The sequence below is a fragment of the Mesorhizobium sp. C264A genome (genome assembly GCF_040324515.1).
GTDB lineage: Bacteria > Pseudomonadota > Alphaproteobacteria > Rhizobiales > Rhizobiaceae > Mesorhizobium.
The window spans coordinates 1,339,388-1,352,311 of record NZ_JAMYVY010000002.1; the positions used below are offsets into that span (position 1 = coordinate 1,339,388).

8 protein-coding genes and 1 pseudogene are annotated in these 12,924 nt (G+C 61.2%); 7 read left to right on the top strand and 2 right to left on the bottom strand.

Features of this window, described 5'->3' with window-relative positions; translation table 11 throughout:
• The first annotated feature begins 61 nt into the window (after positions 1-61).
• From NKL04_RS25605 to NKL04_RS25615, 3 genes and pseudogenes are all read left to right on the top strand, one after another.
• A complete protein-coding gene (locus NKL04_RS25605) occupies positions 62-2,776 on the top strand; it encodes an ABC transporter transmembrane domain-containing protein (RefSeq protein ID WP_023672145.1) in 2,715 nt (904 codons plus the stop codon).
• Positions 2,777-2,810: 34 nt separating this feature from the next.
• Complete coding sequence (locus NKL04_RS25610) at positions 2,811-3,278, top strand: cyclic nucleotide-binding domain-containing protein (protein ID WP_023672144.1); 468 nt, start codon at positions 2,811-2,813, stop codon at positions 3,276-3,278.
• A gap of 111 nt (positions 3,279-3,389) precedes the next feature.
• Positions 3,390-4,240 (top strand): annotated as a pseudogene (locus tag NKL04_RS25615) (MBL fold metallo-hydrolase).
• A 1-nt stretch (position 4,241) separates the two neighbouring features.
• Here the strand turns inward: NKL04_RS25615 and NKL04_RS25620 are convergent.
• Positions 4,242-5,000: a polysaccharide deacetylase family protein gene (locus NKL04_RS25620; RefSeq protein ID WP_023672142.1), complete on the bottom strand. Its 759-nt coding sequence runs from the start codon at positions 4,998-5,000 to the stop codon at positions 4,242-4,244.
• On the bottom strand, positions 4,997-6,085 hold the full coding sequence (locus NKL04_RS25625) for a glycosyltransferase family 4 protein (RefSeq protein ID WP_023702552.1): 1,089 nt from the start codon (positions 6,083-6,085) through the stop codon (positions 4,997-4,999). Before NKL04_RS25625 ends, NKL04_RS25620 begins: the two co-directional genes overlap by 4 nt.
• A 74-nt stretch (positions 6,086-6,159) precedes the next feature.
• Here NKL04_RS25625 and NKL04_RS25630 point away from each other — a divergent pair, with 74 nt between their 5' ends.
• From NKL04_RS25630 to NKL04_RS25645, 4 genes are all read left to right on the top strand, one after another.
• A complete protein-coding gene (locus NKL04_RS25630; RefSeq protein WP_023702553.1) occupies positions 6,160-7,338 on the top strand; it encodes a DUF3095 domain-containing protein in 1,179 nt (392 codons plus the stop codon).
• Between the two features lie 303 nt (positions 7,339-7,641).
• Positions 7,642-8,982 carry an adenylate/guanylate cyclase domain-containing protein gene (locus NKL04_RS25635; RefSeq protein WP_023672139.1) on the top strand — a complete coding sequence of 447 codons (1,341 nt, stop codon included), beginning with the start codon at positions 7,642-7,644 and terminating at the stop codon, positions 8,980-8,982.
• 151 nt (positions 8,983-9,133) lie between these two features.
• A complete protein-coding gene (locus NKL04_RS25640) occupies positions 9,134-11,029 on the top strand; it encodes an ABC transporter ATP-binding protein (protein ID WP_023672138.1) in 1,896 nt (631 codons plus the stop codon).
• The gene (locus NKL04_RS25645) at positions 11,026-12,924 is read left to right on the top strand and encodes an ABC transporter substrate-binding protein (RefSeq protein ID WP_031209754.1); all 1,899 of its coding nucleotides are present in this window, start codon (positions 11,026-11,028) and stop codon (positions 12,922-12,924) included. Before NKL04_RS25640 ends, NKL04_RS25645 begins: the two co-directional genes overlap by 4 nt.

The following is a 12,924-nucleotide window of genomic DNA, read 5'->3' on the forward strand; positions in this document are numbered from 1 at the left end:
CAATACACCATTCGCCAGCAGGTGCCTTTACATTCTGCATCCTTCAAACTGACAATCGCATATGGAAACCAGCCTAGCCCGCTATATCTGGACGCACACCAGGAAGCAGCAGCTCTGGATATTGATGATCGTCGTGCTTTCGATGGTCCCGTATTTCATGTCGTTCGACCTGCCGAAGCTGATCGTCAACGGCCCGATCCAAGGCAAGGGGTTCGAGCAACCGGGCGCGACCCTGCCATTCATGCGGTTGCACTATAATCTGCCGTTCATCGGCGAGGTCCAGTTCTTCTCCGGTTTTCAACTGGACCGCACGTCGACCCTGCTTGCGCTCAGCCTTGTGTTCCTCTTGCTGGTCGTCATCAACGGCTTGTTCAAGCTCTACATCAACACTTACAAGGGCCGGCTCGGCGAACGCATGCTGCGGCGTATTCGTTTCGACCTGGTCGATCGTGTGCTGCGGTTTCCGCCGGTTTACTTCAAGCGGGTGAAATCCGCCGAAGTGGCGACCATGGTGAAGGACGAGGTGGAGCCGCTGGGCGGCTTCATCGGCGATGCCTTCCTGCAGCCGGTGCTGCTCGGCGGCCAGGCGCTGACGGCCATGCTGTTCATCATGGTCCAGAACGTCTGGCTCGGAATGATAGCGGTCGTGATCGTGGCGATCCAGATCGTGCTTATCCCGCGAATGCGGCGGCGGCTGCTCGTGCTGGGGCGCCAGCGGCAGTTGACGGCGCGCGCGCTGTCGGGCCGGGTTGGCGAAATCGTCGACGGCATCGGCGCGGTTCACGTCCACGATACGTCGAATTACGAGCGCGCCGACATAGCAGCCCGGCTCGGGCTCATCTTCAAAATCCGCTTCGATCTTTACCAATGGAAATTCATGGTAAAGTTCCTCAACAATTTTCTCGCGCAGCTCACGCCCTTTCTGTTCTACATGATCGGTGGCTATCTGGTCATCCAGGGGCGGCTGGATGTCGGCCAGCTCGTGGCCGTGATTGGCGCCTACAAGGACTTGCCCGGACCGATGAAGGAACTGATCGACTGGGATCAGGACCGGCAGGATGTCCAGGTCAAATATCAGCAGGTCGTCGAACAGTTCACCGTCGAGAATATCATCGCGCCGGAAATCGGAGCACTGACGATCGACGATCCCGATCCGATGACCAAGCCGCTGTCGGCGATCAGCCTGTCGATAGCCGACGATGGCGGCGCAATGCTCCTCAATCGCATCTCGCTCGAGGTCAAGCCGGGTGAGACGGTGGCGCTGGTCAGCACCGCAACAGGGGGAGCGGAGGCGCTTGCGGAAGCCTTTGCGCGGCTGACCTGGCCGGATAGTGGAAGGATCGTTTCGGGCTCCGATGACTTGCTCGATCTCCCCGAAGCCGTGACCGGCCGGCGCATGTCCTACGCTTCGTCGGATGTTTTCCTGTTCCAGGCAAGCCTGCGCGACAATTTGCTCTACGGGTTGAAGCATGCGCCGCTGACATCGGTGACATATGACGGCGCCGCGGCGGACCAGCACCGTTGGAATATCGACGAGGCGCGCCGGTCGGGCAATCCGGATCTCGATATCCGCAGCGACTGGATCAACTATGCCTCCGCCGGCGCCACCGGCCCGCACGACCTCTTTGAAGCCGTGCGCCGGGTGCTCGACGCGGTTCTTCTGTCGCGCGACATTCTGGATCTAGGCTTGCGCTCTTCGGCCGACCTCAAGCGCCACACGAAGCTTGCCGGGCGGATCGTCGAATTGCGTGCGGCGCTGCGAACCCGGTTGGAGGAAGAAGGCCTGAGCGCGCTGGTGGTTCCTTTTGAACCGGGCGCCTACAACAAGGAAGCGACGATCGGCCAGAACCTGCTCTTCGGCGCTGCGGCCGGCCCCGAACTGGCTCACAAGGCACTGGCGTCCAATCCCTATTTTGCTTCCGTGCTGAAGCAAGCCGGCCTCGACCGCACGCTCTACGAAATGGGCATGGAGATCGCCGAACAGGCGATCGAGCTGTTTGCCGACCTGCCGCCCGAACATCAGTTCTTCCAGCAGCTCGCCTTCATGAGCGCCGAGGAGATACCCGCCTACGAAACCTTGCTGCAACGGCTCAAGAATCGCCCCTACGATGCGGTTTCGGAGAACGACCGCGCCATGATGGTCACCTTAAGCTTTGCCTATATCGAGCCCCGGCATCGCTTCGGCCTGTTGACCGACGAGCTGATGAGCAAGATCATCGCTGCACGCAACCAGTTCTATGAAAACCTGCCGGCCGAGCTGGAGAAAGCTGTCGAACGGTTTGATCCTGCCAAATACATCGCCGCGGCCACCGTCATGGACAACGTCCTGTTCGGGCGTGTCGGCAACAACCATCCCGACGCGCCGGACCGTATTCGCTCCATCGTCTATGATATTCTTGACGAACTGGGACTTTATGCCGAGCTTCTGGATGTCGGCCTGGACTTCAACGTCGGCGCCGCCGGCAGGCGGCTGACCGGCGGACAGCGACAGAAGCTCGATGTTGCCCGCGCCTTGCTCAAGCGTCCCGATTTCCTCATTCTCAATCGGCCGCTGTCAGCGCTCGACCAGCGCGTGCAGGACAAAGTGTTGCGGAATGTGCTCGACGAAGCCAGACGCGACGGCCATTCGCCGGCAATTGTGTGGGTGGTGACGAATCCGGCAATGGCGGCGATGTTCGATCGGGTTGTGGTCTTTGACTCAGGCCAATTGGTGGAAGACGGAACACACGAGACACTCTTGGCGGGAAACGGTATCTTCAAGGAACTTGTGTCATAGTCTGGCAAACGCGAATTCAGGAAGGTTTGCGACAATGCTGCTCAAGGATGAAGTTGGAATGCTGCAACGCGTTCCCTTGTTCTCTGGCATCGAGCCGACAAAGCTCAAGCTGCTCGCGTTCACGTCCGATCGCGTGAACTACAGTGCCGGCCAGATTCTTTTCCGGCAGGGCGACGAGGCAGACGCGGCCTATGTCATCCTTTCGGGCAGCGCGGATATTCTGGTCGATTCCGACAATGGGCCGATCAAAGTTGCTGAATTGCTGCCAAATTCGATCGTTGGCGAGATTGCCATATTGTGCAACAGCTCCCGTACTGCCACCGTCAAAGCGGCAAGTGAGCTGGAGGCCTTGAGAATCCGCAAGGACCATTTCCTGAGGCTTATGAAGGAGTTTCCCGAAATGACCATCGAGATATTGCGGGTTCTTGCCGATAGGCTAAGCAGTACGACCGCGGACCTGATCGACGCACGAACGGCCGAGAGCGATTCACAGTTGCACTGAAGCGGCGAGCCGCTCTGTTTCTTTGTTTTGATGCAGTTTCCGGAACCGTGTCACACCTTTCCTGGAACGACTCTGGCAGCAGTTGGTTGGCTACGATGGGCGAAAGGGTGCATGGACGACGATTTCTTCCTTGTCAGGTTTTGGGGCGTGCGCGGCAGCATTGCGGTGTCGGGGCCAGAATTTGCTCGCTATGGCGGCAACACGATCTGCATCGAGATGCAATGCGGCAAGCATACGCTTCTGTTCGACGCGGGCTCCGGCTTGCGGCCTGCCGGCAGGACGCTTCGGGCGGCGGGCGTCACCGATTTCGACCTGTTTTTCACCCATTGCCACTACGACCACGTCATCGGGCTGCCGGCTTTCAAGCCTATTTATGAACGAGGCATCAAAGTTACGCTTTGGTCCGGGCATCTGGCTGGACGCATGACGACGCGGCAGATGGTCGATGAATTCATTCGGCCGCCATGGTTTCCGGTGACACTCGGTGTCTGCAAGGCGAGCCTCGACTGCCGCGATTTCGCATCCGGAGACGTGCTTCGGCCGCGCGAAGGAGTTGTTGTGCGGACCGGTAGTCTTACCCATCCGGGCGGCTGCATCGGCTACCGGGTCGAATGGGGGGCCGCGTCGTGGCGGTCATCACAGACACCGAGCACGAGCCGGGCAAACTCGATCCGGCGGTGCTCGGCCTGATCGAGAATGCCGACCTCGTCATTTACGATTGCACCTACACCGAGGAGGAAATGGAGCGCTACCGCGGCAACGGGCACTCGACATGGCAACAGGGCGTCAAGCTCTGCGAGGCGGCCGGCGCGCGCGGGCTTGCGCTGTTTCACCACGATCCGGCACGCACCGACGATGAGCTGGACGAGATGGAGAAACTGGCCAAAGACAGATTTGCCGGCGCTTTTGCGGCGCGGGATGGCCAGACGCTCACATTTCCAGTCTTGCACAAAAAGCGCTGAGCTATTTTCCGGCGCTGCGTTCTGTCAGTGTGCTGATCGGAAGCCATGCGCAGCCTTCTGCCCGCGCGGTGATCGTGAACAGCCGTTCGAGGAAAAGCCAGGCCGATTCATCATGGACGAGATGGTGGGTGAGCAGGCCGACCGGTTCGCCGCCGCCGAATGCACGCTGCAATTGCGCGACGATGGCCTGAACCAACAGACCATGATCGCGGCAGCCGCGCGTGCCATGCCAATCCATGATGTCGACATTGCTGTTGATGACCGCCAGGGAAGCCGGCCTTGGCGGCCCGAACACCGACAATGCCGCAAATCCTATCGATCGGAGGTCGGGTACCAGGCCGGCGTCGATCCGGTTCCAGGGCGGCACCAGCATCGGAACCGCACGTGCGCCGTGCAGGCCGCTTACACGCGACAGCCCGCCGGCCAGCTCATCCAGCACCACCTCGCGTGGCCGATGCGCGCCAAGCTCCTGCTTTTTTTGACCCTCGGGCGCATGATTTCGGTGCGCCCAGCCATGAATGGCGACCGTGGCATGCGGCGCCGCGTCAAGCCGGACGACAAGCGTCCCGTCGGTCCGGGCCGGAATGACGGCCAGAGTGACCGGCACCCCGAAGTCACCGGTGAGGTCGAGCAACCGATCGAGCGCCGGCGTCGGATCCACGGCGTCATCGTCGCGCAGCCAGAACTCTGCCTTGCGGCCCGCCCGTTGCCGGTGCGCCAGCTCGTCCACCAGGGGCTGCCAAATCGGGTCGGATGTCATGACAACGGGATCATCTTGAGAAGTTCCGCCAGACGGGCCTTTGCAGCACCGAGAGAGCGTTCTTCGAGAACGAAACGTCTGGCCTCTGCAGCCATGATGGTTCTTTCATCATTATTGGCCAGAAGCCTTGCAATTGCGGAAGCGAACGCCGCTACATCGCCTGGCGGGGTGAGAAACCCGGTCTGGCCATGCCGCACGACCTCCGGCACGCCGGCAATGTCCTGAGCCACCACCGGAAGGCCGGCGGCCTGTGCTTCAAGATAGGCAATGCCATAGGCCTCGCCGTAACCCGGCCAGACGTAGATTCCCCCGCTATAGAGGACAGCCGGCACGGCGACCGGCTCAATCGCGCCAAGCCATTCGATACGGTCGGCGGGCAAGCCGGCGAATTGCGCCTTTACCTCGTCACGGGCAGGTCCGTCCCCGACGACCGATAGCGTCCAGGGGAGATGGCCGATCAAACCGAGCGCCTGCGCCAGCATGCGATAGCTCAAGACCTTGTCGCCCGGGCGCATCATGGCGACGGTCACGAGGCGCGTGGGATAATCCAGTAGCGGCATTTCGTGGAATGCCGATGTGTCGATGAAGGGTGAAAGCATACCGAGAGCGGCGTGGGGAACAGCATCCGCCAGCCCCTGGCGATCCCTTTGCGTGAAGCAGATGTTCAGCGCCGCCTGTTCGATGGCTCGCGCCACCAATGCCTGGCTATCGGCCCACGAACCGGCGTTGCGCCGTTCGGAATAGGAGGCTTCAGCCGTCACATAGGGGACGGCAAAGGCCAACGCCAGCTCGGGCCCGATCAGGTCGGGCGCCTTGTAGTAGGGATGATAGGAGAACCAGAGATCGGGCTTGCCGTCACGGTCCCAAAGCCTTGTCAGTCGCGCGGCTTCGTCCCGGGCCTCGATCATGAGCGCATCGAAACTTTTCGGTTCCGGCTGGCGTAGATAGAAGCGCAACTCCGATGCCAGTTCGACGCTATGCCCGCCATGCCGCAGCGCCCGGACCAGCATCCGTGCCATCTGGCGGTCGCCGGAGACAACGGGATGATTGGGCGACTTCAGCGGGGCGTAGAAGGCAATTCGCATCGCGCGATCCTATCATCGCAAAGCCTGCCCAAGTCAATTTCGAGGCATGATCGACTTCACCTTCAAGCGCTGGAATGTGCTATCTGATGCTTATGGAAACAGCTGTCGCGTCCGACCCGTTCGTCGCTTCTTTGCCGGTCTTCGCAAAGTTCGAAAGCGTTGCCGATATCGACAACTATCGGCCTCTCCCCGATGGCTGGGCGCTGGCCACCGCCGACATCGTCGGCTCGACCAAGGCGATCGAGGCCGGGCGCTACAAAACCGTCAATATGGCCGGCGCCAGCGTCATTTCGGCGCTTCTCAACGCGCTGGGCCGGCAAGATCTTCCCTTCGTCTTCGGCGGCGACGGCGCGCTCGTGGCGTTTCCCGGCTCGGCGCTGGAGATCGCCCGTATCGCGCTGGCTTCTGTCCAGAGATGGGTGGCGGACGAACTGGACCTGACCTTGCGTGCCGCAATCGTGCCGATAAAGGACATAAGAGCGCAAGGCCTCGACGTTCGCGTGGCGAGGTTCCAGGCCTCCGAAGCAGCCTTCTATGCCATGTTCGCCGGCGGCGGCGGCAGTTGGGCGGAAGCCGAAATGAAAGCCGGGCGCTACCGCATCGACCCCGCGCCGGCGGGCGCGCGGCCGGATCTGACGGGCCTCTCCTGCCGCTGGAATCCGATCGAAGCCCGGCATGGCGAAATTGTCTCGATCATAGCCGTGCCGGGGGCATCGCGCGACTTGCGTGGTTTCCAGTTTCTGGCTTCCGACATCATCGCCCTTGCCGGCAGGCAGGAGCGCGATGGCCACCCGGTGCCGGTGGACGGTCCGGCCTACAGTGTCTTGCCCGCCGGTCTCGATGTCGAGGCACGGGCCACGGCGCCGCCGGGGCGGCGGTGGCTGGCCAAGCTGTGGGTGATCTTCCTGATGACGCTTACGGCCGTCACCGACAAATTGGGCTGGACGATCGGCGGTTTCGATCCGAAGGTCTACAAGCGCGAGGTGGCCAGCAATTCGGATTTCCGCAAGTTCGACGACGGCTTGAAGATGACCATCGACGTCGACGCGGATGTGTTGCAGCGGATCGAGAACCGGCTGAAACAAGCGGAAGAGGCCGGCATCTGCAACTATGGCCTGCACCGCCAGAAGTCGGCCTTGATGACATGCCTCGTCATCTCGCCGCTGCAGCGCGATCATGTTCACTTCATCGATGGCGCCGCCGGCGGCTATGCAATGGCTGCCGCAAGCCTGAAGGCGAAGGCGCCGGTCTGATGACGGCTTGGGGAATCGATTTTCCGCAATGCGCCGCGGCCATGGTTCTTGGGACCCGGCGAGCCCAACGGTGCCTGAGCCGACCAATTATTTGCGCGATGTCAGGATCGGGATTGCACTTCGCCGGCAGCCTCGCCACATAGTGTTGCAGGTGATTTGTGCGGTCGACGTCTGCTTGCTTCCTGCAAGGACAGTCATTCGGGATATTCTTCGCCGGCTTCTGCCCCCGAAGCCGGCTTCATTGACTTCGAGAATTTTGCGGATCAAAGGAGATGGCTCGTCTTCGACGGGTTTCGAGATAGCATGAGCACAGCGCAAGCAGAAATTTCCAACATTCTCATGGATAAGGTTGCCGATTGGCTGACCCAGTCGGCGCTGGCGGGCGACGACCTGGAAACATTGGTCAAGGGTTTTTGTGAACGGCTGGCTGCTGCCGGCCTGCCGCTGAAGCGGGTGCATTTGAGCTTTTCGATGCTGCATCCGCTTTATGACGCGCTCGGTTTCACCTGGATTCGCGGCCAAGGCCTGGAAGTGGAAGGCTTCCGGAGTGAGAACGGCGTCCATTCCGACAGATTCCTGACCAGCCCATACTACCATCTGCTCAGCAACAAGCTCGATCATCTGCGGCGCCGGCTCGACCCGTCGGTGCGGTCGGAGTTTCCTGTTTTCGATGAGCTCAGGCTTATGGGCGTCACCGATTACATGGCTTTCGTCCATCCCTTCAACGGCGATACAAGTCAGGGCATGTTGGGGTCCTGGTCCACCGACAGTGCTTCAGGCTTCAGCGACAGCATGATTTCGGCGCTGCTGCGGATCCAGAACCATCTCGCTATAGCAAGCAAGATGGCGGTGCTCACCAAGCTCGCCGACAACATGATGACCACGTATCTCGGCGGTGACGCCGGCAGGCGCGTGCTGGACGGCCAGATCAAGCGCGGCGAGGGCGACACAATCCGGGCCGCGCTGGTGATGGGCGATATGCGCGGGTCGACAAGGCTCGCCGAAACCTCCGGCCGCGAAGTCTATATCGATACGCTGAACCAGTTTTTCGATGCCATCGCAGCACCTTTCAATCGCAAAGGCGGGCAGATCATGAGTTTCCTGGGGGATGGATTCATTGCCGTCTACCCCTGCGAAAGGCACCGGGCGCAGTCAGAGATCGCCTGCCAGGCTGCTCTTGCGGCTGCGCACAAGGCCAGCATGCGCATGATGGAGCTCAATCTGCGCAGAAAAGAGCAAGGACTGGGCGACATAAAATTTGGTATCGGCCTGCATGTCGGCAATGTGATGTTCGGCAATGTCGGGCTTACCGACCGACTCACATTCTCGGTCTTCGGCTCGGCTGTAAACGAGGTCCAGCGTCTCCAGACCCTGACCAAGAAATATCCGCACAGCGTTCTCGCCAGCAAGGACTTCGCCGGCTATTGCGGGGCCAACAGCTGGCTGACGCTCGGCGAGGAGGAACTGGCGGGCAGCAAGCAGAAGCTGACGGTGCTTTCACCCGATCTGTCGGGTGCTCTCGCACTCGATGAAGACGCTGCGCTGCAGCCGTTTCACGATCGGATATCGGACGCCGAGCAGGTCATGCTGCTTCATCGCGATGCCGCGCGGCTGTCGGCGGGCGACCGGAGGAAGCTCCAGTAGTCACCACCATCCGATCTGGACGCCCTGGTATGCTGTCCGGCCGCCGGTCGCCGGGGAATTCGTTTCGAATCCAAGTTGCTCTGCGCTGACAATGCGCTAGTCTTGCTTTTTGGGGCCGGTCGGGAGGCGCCAGATTGGGGCTGGTGTGGGAATGGATGCAGGCGTTGATCTGCTGCGGATCGAGGATGTTGGCATCTCTTTTGCCATTGTCGGGGGACCGTTGCATGCCGTCAGGCGGGCAAATCTTCGCGTCCTGCCCGGCAAGGTCACCGCACTTGTCGGTGAGTCCGGTTCCGGAAAATCGGTTCTCAGCCAGGCCGTGATGGGCATCTTGCCGAACACGGCCCATGTTCGCGGCCGTATCCTGTTTTCCGATCCCAAAAAGCCCGGCACGACGCAGGATATCCTGCAGATGCCGCGAGACGGACCCGAAATCCGGGCGTTGAGAGGCAGCCGCATCGGCAAGATCTTTCAGGAGCCGATGACATCGCTGTCGCCGCTGCACACGATCGGCAACCAGGTCAGCGAATCCCTACAGATTCATACGCACATGGATCGGACGGAGCGCAAGGCACGGACCGAGGAAATGCTCGGCCTCGTCGGGTTTCCCAATCCCAAGCGCGCCTACGACATGTATCCGTTCGAACTTTCGGGAGGATTGCGGCAACGCGCCATGATCGCCATGGCGCTTATCTGCCGGCCCGCTCTGTTGATCGCCGACGAGCCGACGACGGCGTTGGATGTCACCATCCAGGCGCAAATCCTGCAATTGCTGCGCGGGCTCCAGACCAAGCTCAACATGGCAATGCTGCTGATCACACACGACCTCGGCGTGGTCGCCAATGTCGCCGACGAGGTGGTCGTCATGTACCATGGCGAGATCATGGAAGCCGGGCCTGTGGAGGCAATATTCCGCCGGCCAGGCCACCCTTACCTGAAGGGCCTGATGGCAGCCGTTCCGCATTTCGACCTGAAGCCTGGTGAAAGGCTGAAGGCGCTCCGCGAGGTGCCGGTGAATGTCGGGACCCTGCTGGGCAAGCAGACGGCGCCGGAAGCGAAAGGGCCGGACGACATTCTGCTGTCGGTCAGGGATCTGAAAAAGGTCTACACCATCCGCAACTCCGGATGGTTCAGCGGGAGCCATCAGACCTCTGTTCGCGCCGTGGACGGCGTCAGCTTCGACATCAGGCGAGGTGAGTGCCTGGGCCTGGTTGGCGAAAGCGGTTGCGGCAAAACCACCGTCAGCAAGATCCTGATGCGGGCCGTCACCCCTACCGGCGGCTCCGTGATCTTCAACGGCCGCGACGGACCGATCGACGTCCTGGAAGCCGAGGGAGACGCCCTGCGCTTGCTGCGCGCGAAACTCCAGATGGTCTTCCAGGATCCGGTTTCGTCACTTTCGCCACGCATGACAGTGGAAAACATCTTGAGCGAGCCGCTGGAAATCCATCAACGTGGCAATGCTGCGTCCCGGCTAGCCACGGTCAAGAGCCTGATGCAGGCAATCGGGCTCGATCCGCGCTTCATCCAGCGCTATCCCCACAGCTTCTCCGGCGGGCAGCGTCAGCGTATCGGCATCGCGCGCGCCTTGGCGCTGGGGCCTGAACTGCTGATCTGCGACGAGCCGGTTTCGGCGCTCGATGTCTCCGTGCAGGCGCAGATCCTGAACCTTCTGAAGGACCTGCAGAAGGAACTGGGCCTGACCTACCTGTTCATATCCCACAATCTGGCGGTGGTGGACTACATGGCGGACCGCATCGCGGTGATGTGCGGCGGGCGTATCGTCGAGCTTGCGCCGCGCGAAATTCTGCTCAGGAAACCGATCCACCCCTACACGCGCTCACTGCTCGCCGCAGTCCCTTTCCCCGATCTCGACCGGCCCATGGATTTCAAGACGCTGAAGCTCGGCGGCGCTTCCGACACCAGCGCATGGGGCCCGCAATTCCGCGACGAGGGCGAAGAGGATATGCTGTCGCCGCTCGATCTTGGCGGCGGCCACCTCGTCCTGGCCCGACGTTCGGCCGATGTCAGCGAGTTACGCCATTGATCAGCCGCCGCACTGTCCTTGGTCTCATGGCTTCGGCATTTCTGCCGGGCACGGCGCGCGCCGGCGATCTGGAGCCGGATTTTCTTCAGCCGCAGCTGAAAGCCAGGGCTCTGCCGCCACTCGCGGAGCGCCTGCCCAAGAGCCCGCGCGCGTTGAACCTCGCCGCGATGGGCCGGCAGCCCGGCCAGTATGGCGGCACGCTGCGTACGATCATCGGCAGCCAGAAAGATATCCGGATGATGACGATCTACGGGTATTCCCGGCTGGTCGGCTATGACGAGAAGCTTAACTTTCAGGCCGACATTCTCGAAAGTTTCGACGTGAAGGACGATCGCGTCTTCACGTTCAAGATTCGGGAAGGCCATAAATGGTCAGACGGCAGCCTGCTGACGCCGGAGGATTTTCGTTATTGCTGGGAAGATGTCTGGCTGAACGATGAGCTTTCGCAAGGGGGGCTCGCCCCTGCCCTGCTGGCGGACGGCAAGCCGCCACGTTTCGAGATCGTCGATCCGTTGACGGTCCGCTACAGTTGGGACGCGCCCAATCCCGACTTCCTGCCCAAACTTGCCGCTGCTTCGCCGACACCGCTTGTTTTGCCAGCCGCCTATCTCAAGCAGTTCCACAAGAAATATCAGGATCCATTCCGGCTCGCCGGCCTGATGAAGGAGAACCGGACCGCAAAATGGACGCTGCTGCACATCCGCATGTCGCGGCAGTATCGCCCGGAGAACCCGGATCTGCCGACACTCGACCCCTGGCAGAACCGGACCAAGCCGCCGGCCGAGCAGTTCATCTTCGAGCGCAACCCGTTCTTTCATCGAACAGACGAGAACGGCCGGCAACTGCCCTATGTCGACCGGATCATCATGAATGTCAGCTCGTCGGCGATCATCTCCGCCAAGACCGGTGCGGGCGAGAGCGACCTGCAATGCATGGGAATCGACTTCAGCGATTACTCCTTCCTGAAGGACGCGGAGAAGCGCTACCCGGTGAAGATGCATCTGTGGAAACGCACACAGGGTTCGCGGCTGGCGCTCATGCCAAATCTGAATTGTGCCGACCCGGTGTGGCGCGGCCTTTTGCGTGACGTGCGCGTGCGACGCGCCCTTTCGCTCGCTGTCGACCGTCGCGAGATCAACATGGCCGTCTTCTACGGATTGGCGCAGGAAAGCGCCGACACGGTCTTGCCGGAGAGCCCGCTCTACCGGCCGGAATTCGCGAAAGCCTGGATCGCCCACGATCCCGACCAGGCCAATGCGCTGCTTGACGAGGTCGGGCTTCAGGCCCGTGACGATGACGGCCTGCGGCTACTTCCCGATGGACGCCCGGCGCAGATCATCGTGGAAACAGCCGGCGAAAGCACGCTGGAAACCGATGCGCTCGAACTCATCACCGATCACTGGCGCAAGATCGGCATCGCTTTGTTCATCCGGACTTCGCAGCGCGACATCTTCCGCAGCCGCGCGCTTGGCGGCCAGATCCTGATGTCGATGTCGTCGGGCATCGACAATGGCGTGCCGACCGCCGACATGAATCCATACCAGCTGGCCCCCACCATCGACGACCAGCTGCAATGGCCGCTCTGGGGCGCTTACTATCTGTCGCATGGCAAGATGGGTGAGGCGCCCGATGTTCCTGAAGTGGTCGAGTTGATGGCTTTGCTCAAGCGCTGGAACGGATCGACCCAATCCAGCGAGCGCGCCGAAATCTGGAATTCGATGCTGTCGATCTACACCGATCAGGTGTTCTCTATCGGTACGGTGAACGAAACACTTCAGCCGATTCTGGTATCCTCGCGGCTGCGCAACCTGCCTGACAAAGCACTCTACGGCTACGACCCGACCTCCTATTTCGGTGTCTATTTGCTGGACACATTCTGGCTTGGAGGCTCCTGA